General features: G+C 49.6%; 14 protein-coding genes and 1 riboswitch. Of the genes, 10 read left to right on the forward strand and 4 right to left on the reverse strand.

Annotated features, from left to right (window positions below):
- Positions 1-182: 182 nt before the first annotated feature.
- The 5 genes from ACKPVM_RS17940 to aceK all read left to right on the forward strand — a co-directional run bounded on the left by ACKPVM_RS17940 (position 183) and on the right by aceK (position 6,653).
- On the forward strand, positions 183-554 hold the full coding sequence (locus ACKPVM_RS17940) for a YjaA family stress response protein (RefSeq protein WP_409311198.1): 372 nt from the start codon (positions 183-185) through the stop codon (positions 552-554).
- A 137-nt stretch (positions 555-691) separates the two neighbouring features.
- Complete coding sequence (gene metA / locus ACKPVM_RS17945) at positions 692-1,621, forward strand: homoserine O-acetyltransferase MetA (RefSeq protein WP_409311199.1); 930 nt, start codon at positions 692-694, stop codon at positions 1,619-1,621.
- A gap of 279 nt (positions 1,622-1,900) precedes the next feature.
- The gene (gene aceB, locus ACKPVM_RS17950) at positions 1,901-3,499 is read left to right on the forward strand and encodes a malate synthase A (RefSeq protein WP_409311200.1); all 1,599 of its coding nucleotides are present in this window, start codon (positions 1,901-1,903) and stop codon (positions 3,497-3,499) included.
- Positions 3,500-3,530: 31 nt separating this feature from the next.
- A complete protein-coding gene (gene aceA, locus ACKPVM_RS17955) occupies positions 3,531-4,838 on the forward strand; it encodes an isocitrate lyase (RefSeq protein WP_409311201.1) in 1,308 nt (435 codons plus the stop codon).
- A 48-nt stretch (positions 4,839-4,886) separates the two neighbouring features.
- Complete coding sequence (gene aceK, locus ACKPVM_RS17960) at positions 4,887-6,653, forward strand: bifunctional isocitrate dehydrogenase kinase/phosphatase (RefSeq protein ID WP_409311230.1); 1,767 nt, start codon at positions 4,887-4,889, stop codon at positions 6,651-6,653.
- Here aceK and ACKPVM_RS17965 read toward each other — a convergent pair.
- From ACKPVM_RS17965 to iclR, 3 genes are all read right to left on the reverse strand, one after another.
- On the reverse strand, positions 6,646-7,575 hold the full coding sequence (locus ACKPVM_RS17965; protein WP_409311202.1) for a phosphatidate cytidylyltransferase: 930 nt from the start codon (positions 7,573-7,575) through the stop codon (positions 6,646-6,648). The two genes, aceK and ACKPVM_RS17965, sit on opposite strands and share 8 nt — an antisense overlap.
- Positions 7,575-8,234: a lysophospholipid acyltransferase family protein gene (locus ACKPVM_RS17970; protein WP_409311203.1), complete on the reverse strand. Its 660-nt coding sequence runs from the start codon at positions 8,232-8,234 to the stop codon at positions 7,575-7,577. The genes ACKPVM_RS17965 and ACKPVM_RS17970 overlap by 1 nt, the downstream gene beginning before the upstream one ends.
- A 139-nt stretch (positions 8,235-8,373) precedes the next feature.
- Entirely contained in the window at positions 8,374-9,207 is an 834-nt protein-coding gene (iclR, locus tag ACKPVM_RS17975; RefSeq protein WP_409311204.1) for a glyoxylate bypass operon transcriptional repressor IclR, read from the reverse strand.
- Between the two features lie 195 nt (positions 9,208-9,402).
- Between iclR and metH the strand changes: the two genes are divergently transcribed.
- The 4 genes from metH (at position 9,403) to ACKPVM_RS17995 (ending at position 18,837) form a co-directional block, all read left to right on the forward strand.
- Entirely contained in the window at positions 9,403-13,086 is a 3,684-nt protein-coding gene (gene metH, locus ACKPVM_RS17980) for a methionine synthase (RefSeq protein WP_409311231.1), read from the forward strand.
- 513 nt (positions 13,087-13,599) lie between these two features.
- Positions 13,600-14,556 (forward strand): AraC family transcriptional regulator, encoded by a 957-nt coding sequence (locus tag ACKPVM_RS17985; protein ID WP_409311205.1) that lies wholly within the window; start codon positions 13,600-13,602, stop codon positions 14,554-14,556.
- Positions 14,557-14,735: 179 nt separating this feature from the next.
- Positions 14,736-16,841 carry a ferrioxamine B receptor FoxA gene (gene foxA, locus ACKPVM_RS17990; RefSeq protein WP_409311206.1) on the forward strand — a complete coding sequence of 702 codons (2,106 nt, stop codon included), beginning with the start codon at positions 14,736-14,738 and terminating at the stop codon, positions 16,839-16,841.
- A gap of 349 nt (positions 16,842-17,190) precedes the next feature.
- Positions 17,191-18,837, forward strand: coding sequence for a Na/Pi cotransporter family protein (locus ACKPVM_RS17995; protein ID WP_409311207.1), 1,647 nt, complete (start codon positions 17,191-17,193; stop codon positions 18,835-18,837).
- Positions 18,838-18,898: 61 nt separating this feature from the next.
- On the opposite strand, the gene lysC is transcribed toward ACKPVM_RS17995, so the two are convergent.
- Entirely contained in the window at positions 18,899-20,278 is a 1,380-nt protein-coding gene (gene lysC, locus ACKPVM_RS18000; RefSeq protein ID WP_409311208.1) for a lysine-sensitive aspartokinase 3, read from the reverse strand.
- A 155-nt stretch (positions 20,279-20,433) separates the two neighbouring features.
- A riboswitch (Lysine riboswitch) is annotated at positions 20,434-20,629 on the reverse strand.
- A gap of 169 nt (positions 20,630-20,798) precedes the next feature.
- On the opposite strand from lysC, the gene pgi reads away from it, so the two are divergent.
- Entirely contained in the window at positions 20,799-22,448 is a 1,650-nt protein-coding gene (gene pgi, locus ACKPVM_RS18005; RefSeq protein ID WP_409311209.1) for a glucose-6-phosphate isomerase, read from the forward strand.
- The last annotated feature ends 22 nt before the right edge of the window (positions 22,449-22,470 follow it).

The following is a 22,470-nucleotide window of genomic DNA, read 5'->3' on the forward strand; positions in this document are numbered from 1 at the left end:
GTAGTGTGGGGTCTCCCCATGTGAGAGTAGGGAACTGCCAGGCATTAAATAAGTGGAAGGCCCCTGTCGAAAGACAGGGGCTTTTTGCTATATATTATTTTTGATCTTGTCTGTAGTAGATTTGGTTGCTGTTTGCACATAGATATCTACCAAGAATAAGAAATATAGGGAAATAGAAATAAATGACGATCTTATATATCCAGATCCGCAAGAACAAAATGGTTGTACGTAATCCTGAAACACAACAAGAGTTAGGCGATGCTAGCCAGATTTTCAGTAATGCACGTCTACTGGTGGCTGATTTTTTTCGTGCAGAGAAGGTGCTTAACGGTTTAGCCCGAAAATTAATAAAACGTCGTTGGTTTAAATTTGGTCAGGATGTACTTGTCATTCATGCCCTTGAAATGAATGAAGGTGGATTGTCTCAGGTTGAGGAACGTATTATTCAGGAAATAACTGTTTCCACTTCACCAAGAGCTCGGCTAGTTGTGATCGCAAACGATCGAGTATTAGCTGATTCAGAAGTTATTGAACAAGCAAAGAAAAATAGATAAAACGCATAACGTTTTTTTAGGCACAGTGAAACATTTTCACCTTATGTGCTGAACGCTCGACAATAGTATAAAAACTCGTTATCTTCAGGCATCTGGATGTCTAAACGTTTAAACGTATGCTTTGAGGATATAAGGTTATGCCAATTCGGGTTCCTGATGAGTTACCAGCCGTCAATTTTCTGCGTAATGAAAATGTCTTTGTTATGACGTCTTCGCGTGCTAAAACGCAGGAAATTCGTCCACTTAAAGTGCTGATTCTGAACCTGATGCCTAAAAAAATTGAAACTGAAAACCAGTTTCTGCGCTTGCTATCCAATTCGCCCTTACAGATCGATATTCAACTGCTACGTATCGATAGCCGTGAATCAAAGAATACGCCAACCGAGCATTTGAATAACTTCTATTGCGATTTCGACGACATTCAGAACGAAAACTTTGATGGCTTGATTGTGACTGGTGCACCGCTGGGATTAGTCGATTTCTGCGATGTCGTTTATTGGCCGCAGATAGAGCGGGTCATTACGTGGGCAAAAGAGCATGTTACCTCCACATTATTTGTGTGTTGGGCCGTACAGGCTGCATTAAATATCTTATACGGTATTCCTAAAATGACCCGACAGGAGAAGCTATCAGGTGTTTATACACATCAGACTTTACAGCAGCATGCATTATTAACTCGCGGTTTTGACGAAACCTTTCTGGCTCCCCATTCTCGCTATGCAGATTTCCCTACTGAGGTGATTCGTCAGTATACCGATTTGGATATTCTGGTTGAGTCTGAACAGGCTGGTGTTTACCTTTTTGCCAGCAAGGATAAACGATTGGCTTTTGTTACCGGTCATCCTGAATATGATGCGAATACACTGGCAAGTGAGTTTTTCCGTGATTGTGATGCAGGCTTAGAGCCCGTAGTGCCAGTTAATTATTTTCCTGATGACAATCCACTCTTGTCACCAAAAGCGAGCTGGCGGAGTCATGGTCATTTGTTGTTTGTTAATTGGCTGAATTATTATGTCTATCAGATCACGCCATATGACTTGCGTCTTATGAATCCCACCTTGGAATAGGTGTCCTTAGATGTACAGCCTCAAAGCGCCGTGATGGGCGCTTTTTTTATTACTGCGCTACCCATCGCCATTCATTGATGAAATTCATTTCTTTTCTTTTTAAATATTAATCTATAAGTAAATCAAAATATTATTTTGTTTTTACATTAAAAATGGAAATAGTTTTTGATTTTAAGGTTTATTGGATTACGCTTAAAACTGTCGGCTAAGAAATGCTCATAGATTATCTGCCGACTTGATAGTTGATTCGCGAAGAGGACTCTAAAAAGGAACCGTGAAATGACGCAGCAGACAATAAACAGAGAGTTGGTATTTAGTCAGCGTTTTGGCGAAGGTGAAAAGCAAATACTCACAGATGAAGCGATTGATTTCTTAACTGAGCTGGTCGTTCGCTTTACGCCGATGCGAAACCAGTTACTGACTGAACGTCAGGAGCAACAGCGTAAAATAGATGATGGTGAGCTCCCTGATTTCATTCCGGAAACAGTTTCCATTCGTGATAAGGAATGGAAGGTGCTTGGTATTCCTGATGATTTGAAAGACCGTCGCGTAGAGATTACCGGCCCTGTTGAACGCAAAATGGTTATCAACGCACTGAATGCCAATGTGAAGGTTTTCATGGCGGATTTTGAAGACTCACTTTCCCCAGGATGGGATAAGGTGATTGATGGTCAGCTTAATTTGCGTGATGCCGTAAGAGGGACGATCTCTTATATCAATGAGTCTGGGAAGATTTATCAGTTAAAGCCTCAACCTGCGGTACTTATCTGTCGCGTACGTGGCTTGCATCTGCCTGAAAAGCATGTAGCCCTACAAGGTGAAGCAATCCCCGGTAGTTTGTTTGATTTTGCGCTCTATTTCTTCCATAACTATCGAGAATTGCTAGCTAAAGGCAGCGGCCCTTATTTTTATTTACCCAAGACTCAGTCCTGGCAGGAAGCTGCCTGGTGGAATGATGTTTTTTGCTATACGGAAGATCGTTTTGACCTGCCTCGTGGGACGATTAAAGCGACAGTGTTAATTGAAACGTTGCCCGCCGTTTTCCAGATGGACGAGATCCTTTATTACCTGCGCGATCATATTGTCGGGCTGAACTGTGGTCGATGGGATTATATTTTCAGCTATATCAAAACGTTGAAGAATCATCCTGATCGCGTTCTGCCCGACCGTCAGTCAGTGACGATGGAAAAACCATTCCTGAGTGCCTATTCAAAATTATTGATCAAAACCTGCCACCGGCGTGGAGCATTTGCCATGGGAGGAATGGCCGCATTTATCCCCAGTAAGGACGCCGAACGTAATAACTGGGTGTTGGATAAGGTGCGTAAAGATAAAGAGCTTGAAGCGAAGAACGGTCATGACGGTACTTGGGTTGCCCACCCAGGTTTGGCGGATACGGTCATGGAGGTCTTTGATCGTGTGCTTGGAAAACGTCAAAACCAATTGGATATTGATCGCACGGAAGATGCGCCAACCACTGCTGCGGTGTTACTTGAGCCTTGCCCTGGCGAGCGGACTGAAACAGGGATGCGGGCTAACATTCGTGTTGCGGTGCAGTACATCGAAGCCTGGATTTCTGGTAATGGCTGCGTACCCATTTACGGGCTGATGGAGGATGCGGCGACAGCCGAAATTTCTCGCACTTCGATTTGGCAGTGGATCCATCACGGGAAAACGTTGAGCGATGGCCGTGTCATCACAAAGGCGCTATTCCAGCAAATGCTGGCTGAAGAGATGTTGGTGATCCAGGAAGAGCTTGGTGAAGCGAGATTCAGCGGTGGGCGGTTTGATGATGCAGCCCGTCTGATGGAGAAAATCACCACGCAGGATGAGCTGATCGACTTCCTGACGTTACCTGGTTATGCATTGCTTGACTAACCCTATTGAGAATAAAAAAGGAATCGCAGCTATGACGACCTCTCGTACTCAACAAATTCAACAAATTGAACAAGAATGGAAAAACGCTCGCTGGGAAGGTATCACCCGTCCTTATCAGGCCGAAGAAGTGGTTAGCCTACGTGGTTCGGTTAACCCAGAATGTACTTTGGCTCAATTAGGTGCCGCCAGATTATGGAAACTGCTACATGGCGAATCCCGCAAAGGTTATATCAATTGTCTCGGGGCACTGACCGGCGGGCAGGCTTTACAACAGGCAAAAGCAGGCATTGAAGCGGTTTACCTGTCTGGCTGGCAAGTCGCGGCAGATGCTAACCTGGCGTCCAGCATGTATCCCGATCAGTCTTTATATCCTGCGAATTCAGTACCCGCCGTCGTTGAACGCATTAATAATACGTTCCGGCGAGCCGATCAAATTCAATGGGCAAATCAAATCGAACCCGGTGACAAACGCTATACCGATTATTTCCTGCCAATTGTTGCGGACGCAGAAGCTGGATTTGGTGGTGTACTGAATGCGTTTGAGCTGATGAAATCGATGATCGAAGCGGGTGCCGCCGCGGTACATTTTGAAGACCAGCTTGCTTCTGTCAAAAAATGCGGGCACATGGGCGGAAAGGTTTTAGTACCGACACAAGAAGCCATTCAAAAATTGGTTGCTGCCCGCTTGGCGGCCGACGTATTAGGGGTGCCCACGATACTGGTTGCGCGTACCGATGCCGATGCGGCCGATTTGATCACTTCAGACTGTGATGAATACGATAAAGCATTTATTACCGGTGAACGTACGGTAGAAGGTTTTTATCGAACCCGTGCTGGTATCGAGCAGGCTATCAGTCGTGGACTAGCTTATGCACCCTATGCTGATTTGGTGTGGTGCGAAACATCAACGCCGGATCTGGAACTGGCGCGACGCTTTGCTCAAGCGATTCACGCGAAATATCCCGGTAAACTGCTGGCTTACAACTGCTCACCTTCTTTCAACTGGAAAAAGAATCTGGATGATCACACCATCTCTCGTTTCCAGGATGAACTATCGGCGATGGGCTATAAATATCAATTCATCACGTTGGCTGGCATCCACAGCATGTGGTTCAACATGTTTGATCTGTCCCATGCCTACGCTCGAGGTGAAGGCATGAAGCACTATGTAGAGAAAGTGCAGCAGCCAGAGTTTGATGCGATTAAAGATGGCTACACTTTCTCATCGCATCAGCAAGAAGTTGGTACAGGCTACTTTGATAAGGTAACGAACATTATTCAGGGCGGTGTTTCTTCTGTGACCGCGCTGACGGGGTCGACAGAAGAGCAACAATTCTGATCCTGTCCGGCCAGCCAGGTGCTGGCCGATTTTCATGTGGAGAGCATGATGGTTCGTGATCTTGAACAACTGGTTGCACAGACAATATTACAAGGGTTTGACGCGCAATATGGGCGTTTTCTGGAGATCACGTCAGGCGCACAACAGCGATTTGAGCAGGCAGATTGGTCTGCGATACAGTTGGCAATGAAACTACGTATTCATCTTTATGATCATCACGTCGGATTGGTCGTTGAGCAGTTACGCTGTATTACCGGACAGCGCTGTTATGACGCCGATTTCCTCGGACGAGTAAAGACAATCTACACGCAGTTGTTGCCTGATTATCCTCGGTTTGAAATTGCTGAAAGCTTTTTTAATTCAGTGTATTGCCGTTTATTCAATCATCGTGAGCTTACCCCCGATAAATTATTTGTTTTCAGTTCTCAACCGGAGAAACGTTTTCGCGAGATCCCCCGACCTATCGCGCGTACGTTTACTCCCATTGATGGCTGGCAAAACATGCTGGAACGCTTGCTGAGTGGACTACCTCTGCGTTTGCCGTGGGAGGATCTGTCTCGCGATATCTTGTACATTGTGGATTATCTTAAACAAAGCTTCTCCACTGAGCAGCTTTCTCTGGCATCGCTACAGGTTGCCAATGAGTTGTTTTATCGTAATAAAGCGGCCTGGCTGGTGGGTAAATTATCCTTGCCTGACGGTATTTTTCCGTTTCTGTTGCCTATTCATCACAACGAACAAGGTGCCGTATTTATTGATACCTGCCTGACCAGTCAGTCAGATGCCAGTATCGTGTTTGGCTTCGCTCGTTCTTATTTTATGGTGTATGCCCCCTTACCGTCCGCATTGGTTGCCTGGTTACGAGATATCTTGCCGGGTAAAACGACAGCGGAACTGTATCTTGCGATTGGTTGCCAGAAGCACAGTAAAACGGAGTATTACCGCGAGTATCTTCATTATATGGAGGACTCTCATGAGCAATTTATTATTGCACCCGGCGTGAAAGGCATGGTGATGCTGGTGTTTACGCTGCCATCCTTCGATAGGGTGTTTAAAGTCATTAAAGATCGCTTCGCGCCACAAAAAGAAGTTAATGCTGAACGTGTTATGGCCTGCTATCGACTGGTAAAAGAGCATGATCGCGTAGGGAGAATGGCTGATACGCAGGAGTATGAAAATTTTGTTATTGATAAACATCGGATCAGCCCTGAATTAATGGATGAGTTACAGTGCGAGGTGCCAGATAAACTTGAGGACTTAGGCGATCAGATAGTGATTCGCCATCTTTACATGGAGCGACGTATGACGCCGCTTAATCTTTATCTGGAGCAGGCGACGGAACAGCAGTTGCATGATGTGATTGAGGAGTATGGCAATGCCATCAAACAGCTTGCGGCGGCTGATATTTTTCCAGGTGACATGTTGTTTAAAAACTTTGGTGTTACCCGGCATGAGCGGGTCGTGTTCTATGACTATGATGAAATTTGCTACATGACCGAGGTGAATTTCCGTGACATTCCGCCGCCGCGTTATCCAGAGGACGAATTTGCGGCAGAACCCTGGTATAGCGTTTCACCTAATGATGTATTTCCCGAGGAGTTTCGACATTTCCTGTGTGGCGATCGCCAGTTACGTGCGCTATTTGAGGAGATGCACGGTGACTTGTTCAGCGCAGATTATTGGCGTGCTTTACAGCAACGTATTCGTGAGGGACATATTGAGGATGTGTATGCTTATCGGCGTTGGAAGCGTTTTAGCCAGCGAGGTGGACATCAGCCGTCAGCGTGCCTGACGGCTGATGGGATACTCAGGTGAAAAAATAGCGCACGATGTGGAAAAAGACCGGTGCGGCAAAACAGAGAGAATCGATGCGATCCATCATTCCGCCGTGTCCTTCCAGCATGGTGCCAAAATCTTTCACGCCGCGATCTCGCTTAATACCGGACATACAAAGCCCACCGGCAAAGCCGAGCAGCGCGAGCAATAGCGCGATAAGAAAAGCCTGCCAAGGTGCAAACGGGGTGATCCACCATAGCCCCATTCCAACCAGGCTGGCGGTTAAAATCCCACCAATAAAACCTTCTACCGTTTTGTTGGGGCTGAGTTTGGGGACGATGGAACGTTTTCCCCATAGTTTTCCAAAGACATACTGTAATACATCAGAAAGTTGCACCACGATCATCAGGAACAGCAAGAGCTTGATGTTTTGATGCTCATAGCCTGCAATATCCAACATAAGGAGTGCCGGAGCATGGCTAATACAGTAGACCGCAATCATCAGGCTCCATTGAATTTTTGCCGCACGTTCCAGAAAATGCAGCGTATCTCCCGCTAATGCCAAACGTGCGGGGACAAATAGAAAGGCGTAAACCGGGATGAGAATAATGAAAACGCCGTACCACTGTATGCCGACGAGCACATATTGCAGCGGTAATATAACGAAAAAGCACCAGAATAGCGCTTCGTGGTCGCCCCGGCGTGTTGGCATCAGTGTGATACATTCCCGTAGTGCGTAAAACGACATCAGCGCAAACAGTACCGTTGAACCAATGGGGCCAATCGCCATCGCGAGAACAGAAATACTACACATCAACCACCATGCCCGAATACGAGCATTGAGATTCGCGATGGTGGCGTTTTGTTTACGTTTTGCCAGTAGATAACCGACCAGACTGGCAAAAGTGAGTAACCCGAACAGGCCGCTCAGCAGCCATTGCATATCGTTATCCCAGGCCATTACGCTGATAACTCCTCAAGCGCTTGTTTCGCGCGATCAAGAAATGCTTGTTTTGACTCCATCTCGTTCACGCCGGATATTGGCTCACCAAATGTTGCATGACAGATGATAGGAACAACCAGACGGGAACCTTTTGGCATCACACGGTTAAGATTTTCCAGCCAGACTGGAACCAGTTCTATATCAGGATATTGTTTTGACAGATGATAGAGTCCGCTTTTGAAACTGTTCAACTGCTCCCCATTCCCCCTCGTGCCTTCAGGAAACAAAATCAGCGACCGGTTCTCGTTTAACGTTGTTTTGAGTGGTTGCAGCGGATCGTACGATTGTCGTTCAACGCGGCCTTCTTCCACAGTTTTATCTCGCCGTTCAACGAGCACCGCCTGAAAGATTCGTAATGCCAGGTAACGGCGTAACGGTTTTTTCAGCCAGTAATCGGCGGCAGCGACAGGATGTACGATTGCGCGGAGTTCATGCGGCAGGCTGGCCCAGATCACCAGCCCATCCAGATGGCTACTATGGTTAGCGTAATAAATTTTAGGGCGAGTCCGATCGGGTTTACTTCGCCAGTGCGCGCGTATGCCAGTAAGCAAGCGACAAACCGTAACGAGCAGTGAACTGACGATTTTTTTGTCGAGCTGAGAGAATCGATTAGCCATGATAAGTGTCCTGCTGACGATCCTTAATATCTTGTTCCATGATGCGTATTTATCCGTTTATGAAACGCAGGGGCATTCTACCATTGACGATGAGAATGATAACATTGTGATGGGCTTACGCTTTCCAGCGAGCCCATTATCATTGTATGCCGCTGTACTGCTGCATAACCTGTTTGGCTGCCTTGATGACGAGTGCGCCAAGTTCTGTCACGCGATCGTTGGTTATCCGTGAGACTGGGCCGGAAATCGAAATAGCCGCAAAGGCTTCATTGTGTTCATCCAAAATACATGCGGCAAGGCAACGTAGCCCCAGAGCATGCTCTTCATCATCGAAGGAGTAGCCCTGTTTGCGAATTAGCAATAAATTTTCTTTCAGGCGCTGCGGTGAGTTAAGCGTATGCGGGGTATAGCTATGCAATCCTTTTTTATGCAGCAGCTGCGTAACCTGATTTTCTGGCAAATTTGCCAGAAAAGCTTTCCCCGCGCCAGAAGCATGCATCGGCAGATTACCGCCAATCGGCGCAGACATACGCATTAACGCGGTGCATTGAACCTGATCGATGATGATCGCCTGATAATCAGCTTGATCAAGGACGGCCAAATTGACGGTTTCGCCCGAGCTTTCCATCAGATTTCGTAAGATGGGGTGCACGATAGACAGCAAATTGCGGCTTTGGAGAAAACTGCTGCCAACAATAAAAGCGTGAGAGGCGATGGTCCATAGACCTAAATCGCCGACCTGACGGACAAATCCTTGCTGTTGCATGGTGGTAAGCAAACGATGAGTTGTCGAGTTAGGCAGTCCGGCCTGTTGGGCAAGATCGGTCAATGCGACATTGCCATTTGCTTTGGCGATATATTCCAATAGTGTCAGGCCACGTGTCAGCGATTGTACCTGACCGGCGGGTTGGGCTGGCGTCGTCGTGCTGATTCTGGATTTCTTACCTCTTTTCGCTGGCTCTGGTGGCGTCATAGCAGGATTCCTTTTTCAATAATGGAATTGATTTTCGTTTTTTTAGCGAATAATGCAACACTTCTTTATCCGCTGTGAAAATAACCATGATTGGCTGAAAAAGTCTCATGTAACGTGGCATTAGCGAATTCATAACTTATGTTAGGATAGTCGCTTGCATTGGCGGGGTATTCATTGGGTGGAACTGAGGTTATCGTGATTAATCGGGTTGACGAATTGCGCCGTCAGTTAGCGCAACGCATTATGGTGTTGGATGGTGGTATGGGTACCATGATCCAAAGTTATCGCTTGCAGGAAGAAGATTATCGTGGACAGCGTTTTGCGGACTGGCCCAGTGACGTTAAGGGGAATAACGATCTTCTGGTGTTAACCAAACCGCAGGTGATAACGGAAATTCATGATGCTTACCTGGAGTCTGGCGCTGATATTCTCGAAACCAACACATTTAATGCCACGACCATCGCGATGGCTGATTATGCTATGGAATCTCTGTCGGCGGAAATTAATCAGACAGCGGCACAGTTGGCACGAGCCTGCGCCGATAAATGGACCGCACTGACACCAGATAAACCGCGCTACGTTGCCGGAGTATTAGGCCCGACGAACCGTACCGCATCGATCTCGCCGGATGTTAATAATCCCGCATTTCGTAATATCAGTTTCGATCAGCTTGTAGAAGCGTACCGTGAATCAACCCGTGCGCTGATCGCGGGCGGTGTTGATCTGATCATGATCGAAACCATCTTCGATACCTTGAATGCTAAAGCGGCGAGCTTCGCCGTAGAAACCGAATTTGAGGCGTTAGGGATCACGCTGCCTGTGATGATTTCCGGCACGATCACCGATGCCTCGGGGCGTACACTATCCGGCCAAACCACGGAAGCTTTTTACAATTCCCTGCGCCATTCCCGTCCGCTGTCCTTCGGTCTGAACTGTGCACTGGGGCCAGATGAGTTGCGCCAGTATGTCGCCGAGCTGTCCCGTATTTCAGAATGCTATGTGAGCGCCCACCCGAACGCCGGGCTACCTAACGCTTTCGGAGAGTACGATCTGGGGCCGGCCGATATGGCGAAACATATCGGTGAATGGGCGCGATCCGGCTTTCTGAATATCGTTGGCGGTTGCTGTGGATCGACACCCGCACACATTGCCGCGATGGCAAAAGTGGTGGAAGGCGTACCGCCGCGCAAGCTGCCGGAGATCCCGGTCGCCTGTCGCTTATCTGGCCTGGAACCGCTGACTATCGATGCCAAAACCCTGTTTGTTAACGTCGGGGAGCGGACGAACGTTACCGGTTCTGCACGTTTTAAACGACTGATCAAAGAAGAGAAATACAACGAAGCGCTGGATGTTGCCCGTCAGCAAGTAGAAAGCGGCGCGCAGATCATCGACATCAACATGGATGAAGGGATGCTGGATGCGGAAGCCGCGATGGTTCGTTTCCTGAATCTTATTGCCGGCGAGCCGGATATTGCCCGCGTGCCGATCATGATCGATTCCTCAAAATGGGATGTGGTTGAGAAAGGGCTGAAGTGCATTCAGGGCAAAGGGATTGTTAACTCGATCTCCATGAAGGAAGGCGTTGAAGCCTTTGTTCACCATGCCAAATTGGTACGTCGCTATGGCGCAGCCGTGGTGGTCATGGCTTTTGATGAAGTCGGCCAGGCGGATACCCGTGCGCGTAAAATTGAAATTTGTCGCCGGGCCTACCGCATTCTGACGGAAGAAGTCGGTTTTCCACCGGAAGATATCATCTTCGATCCGAACATTTTCGCCGTGGCGACGGGGATCGATGAACACAACAACTACGCGGTGGATTTCATTGAGGCCTGTGCAGACATCAAGGCGCAACTGCCCCATGCGATGATCTCCGGCGGCGTGTCTAACGTTTCCTTCTCATTCCGCGGTAACGATCTGGTGCGTGAAGCGATCCACGCCGTCTTCCTTTATCACGCGATCCGCAACGGCATGGACATGGGGATCGTGAATGCTGGTCAGTTGGCGATCTATGACGATCTTCCCGCGGAACTGCGCGAGGCGGTGGAGGATGTGATCCTTAACCGTCGCAGCGATGCCACCGAACGCATGCTTGAGCTGGCGGAAAAATATCGCGGCAGCAAAACAGAAGATGAAGGCAGTAAAACGCAGGCGGAATGGCGCGGCTGGGATGTGAAGAAGCGTCTGGAATATTCGCTGGTGAAAGGCATTACCGAATTTATTGAGCTGGACACCGAAGAAGCACGCCAGCAGGCCGCACGGCCGATAGAGGTGATTGAAGGCCCGCTGATGGATGGCATGAACGTGGTCGGCGATCTGTTTGGCGCGGGGAAAATGTTTTTGCCGCAGGTGGTGAAATCTGCCCGCGTGATGAAGCAGGCGGTGGCCTATCTCGAACCCTATATTGAAGCCAGCAAGGCCAAAGGGACGTCAGCCGGGAAGATCCTGCTGGCGACGGTTAAAGGCGATGTCCACGATATCGGTAAGAATATCGTCGGCGTGGTGCTGCAATGTAACAACTACGAAATTATCGATCTGGGCGTGATGGTGCCGACAGATAAAGTTCTGAAAACGGCACGGGAAGAGAACGTTGATATCATCGGGCTGTCCGGGCTGATTACGCCATCTCTGGATGAAATGGTCAACGTGGCGAAAGAGATGGAACGTCAGGGCTTTACGCTGCCGCTGCTGATTGGCGGTGCGACGACCTCTAAAGCGCACACCGCCGTGAAGATTGAACAAAACTACAGCGGCCCGACGGTCTACGTGCAGAATGCGTCCCGCTCTGTCGGCGTGGTATCGGCGCTACTGTCCAGTACACAATATGACGACTTTGTTGCGCGTACCCGTAAAGAGTATGAAACCGTGCGTATTCAGCACGCGCGTAAAAAGCCGAGAACGCCGCCAGTGACGCTGGAAGCGGCTCGCGCTAATGCCTCAGCGCTGGACTGGGAGAATTACACGCCGCCGGTGGCGCATCGTCTGGGCGTTCAGGAAGTGACGGCCAGCATTGAAACGCTGCGCAACTACATCGACTGGACACCGTTCTTTATGACCTGGTCGCTGGCGGGAAAATATCCTCGCATTCTGGAAGATGAGGTGGTGGGAGAAGAGGCTAAACGCCTGTTTGCCGATGCCAACGCGATGCTGGACGATTTGTCTGCTCGCGGCGCACTTAACCCTCGTGGTGTGGTGGGCTTATTTCCTGCGAACCGGGTAGGTGATGACGTGGTGATTTATACCGATGAACGGCGTGAAACGGTGCTGTCAGTGAGCCACCATCTGCGTCAACAGACGGAAAAAACCGACTTCCCGAACTACTGCCTGTCTGATTTTGTGGCACCGAAATCCAGCGGTAAACCGGATTATCTGGGAGCCTTTGCCGTGACTGGCGGGTTGGAAGAAGATACGTTGGCCGATCAGTGGGACGCTCAGCATGATGATTACAACAAGATCATGGTGAAGGCGATCTCTGACCGTCTGGCGGAAGCCTTTGCGGAATACCTGCATGAGCGTGTGCGCAAGGTGTACTGGGGCTATGCGCCGAATGAGAACCTCAGTAATGAGCTGCTGATTCGAGAAAACTATCAAGGGATTCGCCCAGCGCCGGGCTATCCGGCTTGCCCGGATCACACGGAGAAAGTGCAAATTTGGCAGTTGCTGGATGTGGAAAAACATACCGGCATGAAGCTCACCGAATCTTATGCTATGTGGCCGGGCGCATCGGTATCCGGCTGGTACTTCAGCCACCCTGACAGCAAATATTTCGCCGTCGCACAAATCCAGCGCGATCAGGTGGAGGATTACGCGGTACGTAAGGGTATGGAGGTGAGCGAGGTGGAGCGCTGGCTAGCGCCGAATTTGGGCTATGATGCCGATTAAGGAATTGAATAAGCGGCTTACCAATATTGTTGTCTGAATTATGCATAGCCGTGGGGCGTTTCGGGCGTGATAAGCCACATGATTTCTCTGTGGCACTAGCGCCACGCCCGACATAGGGCAGCTCAAACGCCGCTTGCCCTATGTACCCAGGCTATTGGCTGAAATCCTGCCGCTACGCGGTGCCTTCGGAATCATTGAACGCTTATCGAGCCGCCAGTGACGCGTTCCCTACGCGGCACTGGCTTTCGCGACGTCCTGTCGCTCACTCGGCGTTCACTGATACCTCAGCATGATTTCTGATGCCAGCCAAAGAACCTTCCCTACGCTAGCTAAGGTGTTCAGGATTTAGAATGCATTTCAATGAGAATAGTTATCAGTCTTATTGATGCGCTCGCAGCACAATGCTAAGGTGAATAACGATCTTTGTAGCGAATACGTTGCTGCATCACGCTATGTCCGTTAATCGCAGGCCTGATTCTGGGCGTTAAACAGGATGAGGGTATTTTCCCGCTCATGCTCAAACGACTCTTTTCCATTGAGGATTTCTTCGACATCGGTGAACGCTACGGGATCGATTACCACTTCCCGCAGCTGTCGTCTTGCCGCGATCGCACGAAAGAAAAACGTATCGTCGTGCAGGGTGATGTCGAAGAAATGACGCTCTCCTCCGGTATTTGTCTGACGAATTCCAACGTGCGCGTGTTGCAACCCTACGAATCGACGTCTTTGCACTGCTGCCCGTTTTATACGCTGGTGGTGCTGGAAGGGCGCGTCGCGCTACGCTTGAACGGTAAAGAATTTGTTGTGCGATCGGGCATGGCATTCAGCACTCGTCTGGGTGACCCATTGGTCATGAACGCCAGCCACCTTGCGGATTGTCACCTTCGTACCGTATCGCTGGGTATTTTTCCCGCCACTTTTGCTTTGAATCCGCTTTTGGGCTCGTTGCTGAATGAGTGGGAGCAAGGGGGGGACCCGACGTTTTTATGGCAGGTTCCCGGCCATGTGTTATCTGGGCTACAGCACGCGCTGGAAAACACCACGCCGGGGCTATCCCGCCAACTGATGCTGGAAGGCGTAATGCTACAGCTGTTGGGGCAAGGCCTGTCATTTGGGCAACGTGGCGGGGAACGGCGCGTATTGCCTCCACCTGGTGAACAAGAGCGTCTGGAGAATGTGCGGCGGCTTCTGGCGCAACAGCCTGAAAAAGAATATACCCTTAATGAACTGGCGCAGTTAGCCGCGATGAGCAGCAGTAGCCTGCGTACCAAGTTTCGTCAGGCGTATGGTCATTCGGTCTTTGACTATCTGCGCGACTGTCGGCTGGAGCTGGCTCGACGCTATCTGGCGCAGGGATACAGCGTTCAGCAGGCGGCCTGGATGTCGGGCTACCAGCACGCGACCAACTTTGCCACGGCTTTCCGGCGACGTTACGGTATGGCGCCAAGCGATGCGCGTATGGTCAGCTAGCGTTTCCCTTCATTAACTCTCCCGAACGTTATTTACGTCAGAGGCTGCCCGCCTGACGTTTTCTCGCTGAGTTCCCGTTTTGTCATTGCGCATACGTAAGCTGTCACTGCGCATAGCTATCGCAAGACCAAAAACGGTAATAATTCTTATTTACAATAATAAGGTCTGTGGAGATTCCCATGTTCAGAAAAACGCGGCTGGCGCTGGTGGTTGGCTGTTTCACCAGTGGATTTACGATGTCGGCACTCGCGCAGGATACGCCATCCTCTTCTTCTCAGGGTGATACGCTAGTCGTGACGTCTCAAACGCAACGTGGTGCGACCAAGCTGGAAACACCCGATATCGAGACTCCTCAGGCTGTTTCTATCATTACGCGCGATCAGATTCAGGAACAGGGCGCGACCAGCGTTCGACAAACGGTCGGTTATACGCCGGGCGTGTATAACAACCAGATCGGCGCGTCCAACCGCTTTGACTACATGGTACTGCGCGGCTTTTCTGACGGTAGCCTAGATAACGTCTATCTTGATGGGCTGAAGATGATGGGGGATACCAACTCCCATAGTTCGCTAGTTATCGATCCCTGGTTCCTCGACAGCATTGAAGTGGTCAGAGGCCCGGCGTCCGTACTCTATGGTCGTTCTTCTCCGGGCGGCATTGTGGCGCTGAACTCCCGTCAGCCGTCGTTCGATCGTAGCGGACAGATCAAACTGTTCGCTGGCAACAATGCACAACGTGGTGCGGCATTCGATGTTACCGGACCGCTGGATGATGACGAACGTTTTGCATTCCGTCTGGGGGGAATGGTCCGCGAGGCGGATACCCAGTTTGGGCCGCTGAAAGAAGAACGCTATGCGGTTGCGCCTAGCCTGCTGTGGCGGATTTCCGACAAGACGCGTCTGGAATTGATGGCCTACCTGCATCGCGATCCTGAGGGCGGAAGTCACTCGGGTTTACCGTATGACGGCACGGTGGTGGCGCATAACGGCCGGAAAATCTCGAACACCTTCTATGAAGGGGAAGAGAATTATGAGAAATACGACCGTAAGCAAAACATGGTGGGATACAACTTTGAGCACGGTTTTGATAGCGGTTGGGCAGTACGCCAAAAACTGCGTTATCTGCGTACCAAGGTGCATTTGGATCAGGTATATGCCTATGGCTGGACGCAGCCGAGTGCCGATACGCTGACCCGCTACTACTCCGGTTCCCGTGAGTCGCTGTCGGCACTCACGTTAGATAATCAGCTTGATGGTAGCGTGGATACCGGCGCGGTAAACCACCGTCTGCTGGTGGGAATCGACTATCAGCAGCGTAATAACAATATGGACTGGCCTTCTGGTTCCTTCCCGGCAATCAACGCGTTTAATCCCGTTTACGGCTCGGGCCCAACGGCCATGTCCAGTACACTGGAAAAACACAAGCTGCAACAAACCGGCATCTATGTACAGGATCAAATGAGCTGGGAACGCTGGCGTTTAACGTTGGGCGGTCGTCACGATCAGGTGAAAGTCACCCACATTAACCAGACGAAAGGGACACACAGCGAGTTGGATAAAAACAACTTTAGCTCGCGTGCCGCATTGCTTTACCTGTTTGATAATGGTTTTGCGCCGTATGTCAGCTATTCCACGGCCTTTACGCCGACCAGCTTCGCCGATGATAACGGCAACGTACTGGAACCGATGAAAGGCAAGCAGTGGGAAGCCGGGATGAAATATCAGCCTGAAGGTTCTCAGGATCAGTACAGTCTGTCGGTATTCCGTATTAATCAGAAGAACGTGGCGACAAAAGTTCAGCCTAATGACCCTTACCGTTCCGTGGGTGAAATTGAATCGGAAGGGGTGGAGTTAGAGGCCGTGAGCCATATTACGGAGAATCTGCGCCTGCAAGCGGCTTATACCTATACGGATATTCGCTATAAGAAAAGCAGTGTGGCTGAGCAAGGAAAGCGTGCGGTGTACGCGCCGCGCAATCAGGCCAGCGCTTGGGCCAGCTATGATGTCAAAAGCGGTCCGCTGGACGGCCTGACTATTGGTTCCGGCGTGCGTTACGTGAACGGTGTGACCTCCGATCGTGCCAATACCCATACGCTGCCGTCTTATACGCTGGTGGATCTTGCAGTGGGATACGATCTCTCAAAAGTAGGTCTGAAGGGGCTGAGTGCGCAGCTTAATGTGAACAACCTGACCGATAAACGCTATGTCTCCGCCTGTAACTCGCTGGAATTCTGCTACTTCGGTGCCGAACGCAGCGTAGTCGGCAGCATTTCTTATTCGTTCTGATCGTCTTCGACAATAAGTAGGGTAATTGGCTGGGATATCCCAGCCTTTTTTATACCCGTCATACTTCAAGTTGCTTGTGCGTTGGCTGCGCTCATTACTCGGCTCATCCATGAGCCTCGCCCTAAAGGGTCAACGCAGGGCGTTGTTCAAAACGCTAACGTTTTGTCATGCAACTCGAATTATTTTGGGTATATACGCTATGTTCAAAGCGTTAATCATATGATTTCTTCTGTCATCCGAGCTTATTTCCCTACATATCAGGCAGGTCTCGCGGTTCATAAGGTAAACATCTGGTAAGATGGCGGTTACTGAATGTTCAAACTCACATTGACTTAGAGGTATTACCTTTGTGTTGACTTTGCTGCATTTACTTTCTGCAATTGCATTGCTGGTTTGGGGAACTCATATTGTCCGTACTGGGATCATGAGGGTTTATGGTGCCAGTTTGCGACGTGTATTGAGTGATAGCGTCGAGAAAAAACCGTTGGCATTTATGGCGGGTATCGGGGTAACGGCCCTAGTGCAGAGTAGTAACGCGACTGCATTACTGACGACATCCTTTGTTTCTCAGGGATTAGTGGCGTTGGCACCCGCGCTGGTGATTATCCTTGGTGCCGATGTGGGTACCGCACTGATGGTGCGGGTATTGACGTTCGATTTCTCCTGGCTTTCTCCTTTGTTGATTTTCCTTGGGGTGATTTTTTTCCTCAGCCGTAAGCAAACGCGGGTTGGGCAAATAGGGCGAGTCGCTATCGGTCTTGGGTTGATTTTGTTGGCGTTGGAGATGATCGTCGCGGCGGCAACGCCTATCACTCAGACTGCCGGTGTTAAGGTTCTGTTTTCTTCACTGACCGGCGACATTATGCTGGACGCGTTGGTTGGCGCGTTGTTTGCCGTCGTAAGCTATTCCAGTTTGGCTGCGGTGTTACTTACCGCGACACTGACGGCGAGCGGTGTGATTTCCCTGGAAGTGGCAATGTGCCTGGTTATCGGTGCCAATCTGGGCAGTGGGGTGCTGATAATGATCGGTTCTACTGCTCAAAATGCCGCTGGTCGTCGTGTGGCGCTTGGCAGTGTGTTATTCAAATTAATCGGTTGTTTTATTGTCCTTCCCTTCGTTGAACCGCTGTCCCGTGCGTTGGCGCGATTGCCGCTCGGTCCGGAAGAGCTGGTGATTTATTTCCATCTGTTCTACAACCTGATTCGTTGCCTGATTTTGGTCCCATTTGCGGAGATCGTGGCGCGTTTATCCTGCCTCATGATTGCCGATTCTCTGGATGTGGATATCCAGACAAAGCCCCGACATTTGGATACCAGCGCGCTGGATACTCCCGCGTTGGCATTAACGAATGCTGCACGTGAAACCTTGCGAATTGGCGATGTGCTTGAACAAATGCTGCGTCTTTATCGCCAGGTTTTACAAGGCGATCACCTGTTGTGTCGGGAGATTCGTCGGCTTGATGATGATGTTGATGTGTTGTATACCGCCATTAAACTCTATCTGGCCCAAATGCAAAAAGATGGTCTTGATGAAAGGGACTCTCGTCGTTGGGCTGAAGTCATTGAGGTTGCCCTGAACCTTGAACAAGCGGGGGACATTATTGAACGAATGGCTGATGATGTCGCTAATAGCGCGTCTACGGAGCGTCGCGCGTTTTCTGCTCAAGGGTTGGAGGAATTGAACAGTTTGCATGAACAGCTGTTGGCGAATTTAAGACTTGGATTGGCCGTATTCCTCTCTGAAGATATGACCAGCGCCAAACGATTACGTCGTGCTAAGCACCGTTTCCGTATTCTTAACCGTCGGTATGCGCATGCCCATGTCGATCGTTTACATCAGCAAAACGTACAGAGTCTGGAAACCAGTTCGTTGCACTTAGGGTTGCTAGGCGATATGAATCGGTTGAACTCGCTGTTTTGTTCGGTCGCCTATAATGTGTTGATTGTGTCGCAGGATGAGGACGAAGAACGAGAAGAGTCGCCGTTGACGCTGTGACGGTCACGCCTGAAAAAGCCTGGGGAAATGGTTCTCCCCAGGCGGATTTAAACATTATGCATCACTCGAACAAGCTGTGGTGCAGTGTTTGCACGACTTGCTCGGCGTCGTCACCCGGCACAAGGAAACACAGGTTGTTACTGCTTGCTCCGTAGCAAATCAGGCGAATATTGAACGGTTCCAGCACGCCAAAGACTTCTTTTCCTACGCCACAAGCCTGAGACAGTTTATTGCCAATCAGCGCGACCAACGATAGGTTTTCTTCCACTTCCACGCGACACAGGGAAGACAGTTCAGTTAGCAACGCGCTGGACAGCAGGCTATCGCCCGTTGACGTTGAGCCCGTGGTATCCAGCGTTAGTGCCACGTTGACTTCAGAGGTGGTAATCAGATCAACAGAGATGTTGTGCTGGGCGAGAATACTGAACACCTCGGCCAGAAAACCACGTGCATGCAACATGTTCAGGCTGTGTAGCGTGAGTAAGGTTTGTTTACGTCTGAGCGCCAATGCACGAAATAGCGGCGGGTCCTCAGTTTTATTGCAAACCAGAGTCCCGCCGGCTGCCGGATCCTTACTGGAGCCGACAAACACCGGAATATCGCTGCGGACAGCGGGTAGCAGCGTCGCGGGATGCAGCACTTTTGCACCGAACGTGGCCATTTCCGCGGCTTCTTCAAACATGATTTCATCAATGCGTTTCGCCGTAGGCACGATGCGTGGATCGGTCGTGTAGATACCGGGAACATCGGTCCAGATATCGATTCGACTGGCGTTTAACGCCTCACCCAGCAGTGCTGCCGTGTAATCGCTGCCGCCGCGACCCAGTGTTGTGGTTCTTCCTTTGGCTTCGCTACCGATGAATCCCTGAGTAATGACTAACCCTTGCTCAAGACGGGGTAGCAATTGACTACGGGTTAATTCGCCCAATACGTCGCAATCCGGTTGTGCCCGACCAAAATGGTCATCGGTTCTCATGATTTTACGTACATCAAACCACTCTGAGGCGACATCACGCTGACGCAGAATTTCAACGAATAATAGCGTAGACATCAGTTCGCCATGGCTAACCAATTCATCTGTCAGGGCATTGGATGTCGCCAACTCAGCGGCTTCTGACAATGTTGTGACATTTTCCAACATCCGGTCGATTTCCTCACGGACGATGGCGTTGGGTTTTTTCAGGCGATCGAGAATGGCATATTGAATCTGACGAATTTTGTCTAAATGCTGGATTCGCTCTTCCTGGCTGAGTCCTTCGGCCAGAGCAACCAGTAAGTTGGTGATGCCTGCAGAAGCGGATAGAACCACAACCCGCACAGAAGGGTTGGAAAGAACAACATCGGCACTACGGTTCATGGCGTCAAAATCAGCCACGCTGGTGCCGCCAAATTTGGCAATAATGATCGGATGTGTTGGTGCAGAAACTTCATTAGCAGACATGTAAAAAAACCTCGTGTCAGGGGTGCGGTTGTTTCAGAGTGAACGGTTTCAGCGTGAACCATTTCATCATGAAATACGGCAATCCATTAATCAGCCTTGGCACAAGGGAAGAGCGGTAAACAGGGAGCAGGCGTAGAAAATAAGAAAACTACGATACACCCAGAAGCGCTCCACCTTGCTGAACGTCCCTAATCGGGACGAGCCGGGTGACAACCCAGGGGATTCAGCCCCTGCGGTCGATAACGTGAAAACCGCCTTTCACATCACCTCGGCGTCGCTCCCCCTTGGGTATCATCATTGGATTACGGTTCCTCCGATACCTTACCTGGGCGACGCTCCTCTTCTGGCTTGCACATGAGATATGCAAGTACCCTGTTACAAATAACGGGTTATCCGGTTGCTGTCAATAAAACAAAAAGCCTAACGTCCATTTAGCAAGAAAAGGGATCTCAATTGACGTTTTACGGGATACAATCGATTCAGCCACTTTTGAATTCATACTGAGAGAGAAAGTATCGTTATGAAAAAAATCAATCCAAGTCAGACTGCGGCATGGCAAGCGTTACAACAGCATTTTTCGGCGGTTAAGGATCTAAAAATAAGCGAGTTGTTTGAAAAAGACAGCAATCGCTTTACGCGTTTTTCCGCAACATTTGACGACCAAATGCTTGTGGATTACTCCAAAAACCGTATTACGGAAGAAACGCTGGAAAAATTGTTGGCGCTGGCGCGGGAAACCGATTTGGCAGGATCGATTGATGCGATGTTTTCTGGTAAGAAAATTAATCAGACCGAAGGACGTGCCGTGTTGCACGTTGCTTTGCGTAACCGCAGCAATACGCCGATTCTGGTTGATGGCAAAGATGTCATGCCGGAAGTCAATGCGGTGCTGGAAAAAATGAAATTGTTCAGCGAACGCGTGATTGGTGGCGATTGGAAAGGGTATACCGGGAAGGCGATTACCGATGTTGTGAACATCGGTATTGGCGGCTCAGATCTTGGACCATATATGGTGACAGAGGCACTGAAACCCTATAAAAATCATTTAAATATGTATTTTGTTTCCAACGTTGATGGTACACATATTGCTGAAACGTTGAAGCCGCTGAACCCCGAAACGACGCTATTTTTAGTCGCTTCCAAAACCTTTACCACTCAGGAAACGATGACCAATGCACACAGTGCTCGCGATTGGTTCCTGAAATCCGCTCAGGATGGCAAACATGTCGCAAAACACTTTGCGGCGTTGTCTACCAATGCGAAGGCCGTTGGTGATTTTGGTATTGATACCGACAACATGTTTGAGTTCTGGGATTGGGTCGGTGGACGCTATTCTCTGTGGTCGGCAATCGGTCTGTCGATTATCCTTTCACTGGGGTTCGACAACTTTGAGAAACTGTTGAGCGGTGCTCATGCGATGGATAAGCACTTTGCTTCGACGCCAGCGGAACAAAACCTGCCTGTGCTACTGGCGTTGATTGGCATTTGGTATAACAATTTCTTTGGTGCTGAAACAGAAGCGATTCTGCCTTATGACCAATATATGCACCGTTTTGCTGCCTATTTCCAACAGGGGAATATGGAGTCCAACGGGAAATGCGTCGATCGCAACGGTAATCCGGTCGATTATCAAACGGGTCCCATTATCTGGGGAGAACCGGGCACCAATGGCCAACATGCCTTTTACCAGCTGATTCATCAGGGTACGAAGCTAGTACCTTGCGATTTTATTGCGCCAGCATTGAGCCACAACCCGTTAAGCGATCACCACAGTAAGCTATTGTCCAATTTCTTTGCTCAAACAGAAGCGCTGGCATTTGGTAAGAGCCGTGACGTCGTTGAAGCAGAATTTGCTGCTGCGGGTAAAACCGCGGCAGAGGTTGAACATGTCGCGCCTTTCAAAGTGTTTGAAGGCAATCGTCCGACTAACTCGATTCTGTTGCGTGAGATTACGCCATATAGTTTGGGTGCATTGATTGCGCTGTACGAACATAAAATTTTCACTCAAGGTGCGATTCTGAATATCTTCACATTCGATCAATGGGGAGTGGAATTGGGTAAACAACTGGCTAACCGTATTTTACCCGAGTTGGAAGATGCAAAAGAGGTCGATAGTCATGACAGTTCGACCAATGGTCTGATTAATCGCTTTAAAAAATGGCGTGCCTGATTTAGGAAATCGTTAATTTTTT

This window comes from Pectobacterium hainanensis (assembly GCF_046237015.1).
In the GTDB taxonomy this organism is placed as follows: Bacteria; Pseudomonadota; Gammaproteobacteria; order Enterobacterales; family Enterobacteriaceae; genus JBJYIN01.

Coding starts and splice junctions, on each gene's coding strand:
- ACKPVM_RS17940 (WP_409311198.1), top strand. CDS start 183: ATGACGATCTTATATATCCAGATCCGCAAGAACAAAATGGTTGTACGT.
- metA (WP_409311199.1), top strand. CDS start 692: ATGCCAATTCGGGTTCCTGATGAGTTACCAGCCGTCAATTTTCTGCGT.
- aceB (WP_409311200.1), top strand. CDS start 1,901: ATGACGCAGCAGACAATAAACAGAGAGTTGGTATTTAGTCAGCGTTTT.
- aceA (WP_409311201.1), top strand. CDS start 3,531: ATGACGACCTCTCGTACTCAACAAATTCAACAAATTGAACAAGAATGG.
- aceK (WP_409311230.1), top strand. CDS start 4,887: ATGGTTCGTGATCTTGAACAACTGGTTGCACAGACAATATTACAAGGG.
- ACKPVM_RS17965 (WP_409311202.1), bottom strand. CDS start 7,575: ATGGCCTGGGATAACGATATGCAATGGCTGCTGAGCGGCCTGTTCGGG.
- ACKPVM_RS17970 (WP_409311203.1), bottom strand. CDS start 8,234: ATGGCTAATCGATTCTCTCAGCTCGACAAAAAAATCGTCAGTTCACTG.
- iclR (WP_409311204.1), bottom strand. CDS start 9,207: ATGACGCCACCAGAGCCAGCGAAAAGAGGTAAGAAATCCAGAATCAGC.
- ACKPVM_RS17985 (WP_409311205.1), top strand. CDS start 13,600: ATGCTCAAACGACTCTTTTCCATTGAGGATTTCTTCGACATCGGTGAA.
- foxA (WP_409311206.1), top strand. CDS start 14,736: ATGTTCAGAAAAACGCGGCTGGCGCTGGTGGTTGGCTGTTTCACCAGT.
- lysC (WP_409311208.1), bottom strand. CDS start 20,278: ATGTCTGCTAATGAAGTTTCTGCACCAACACATCCGATCATTATTGCC.
- pgi (WP_409311209.1), top strand. CDS start 20,799: ATGAAAAAAATCAATCCAAGTCAGACTGCGGCATGGCAAGCGTTACAA.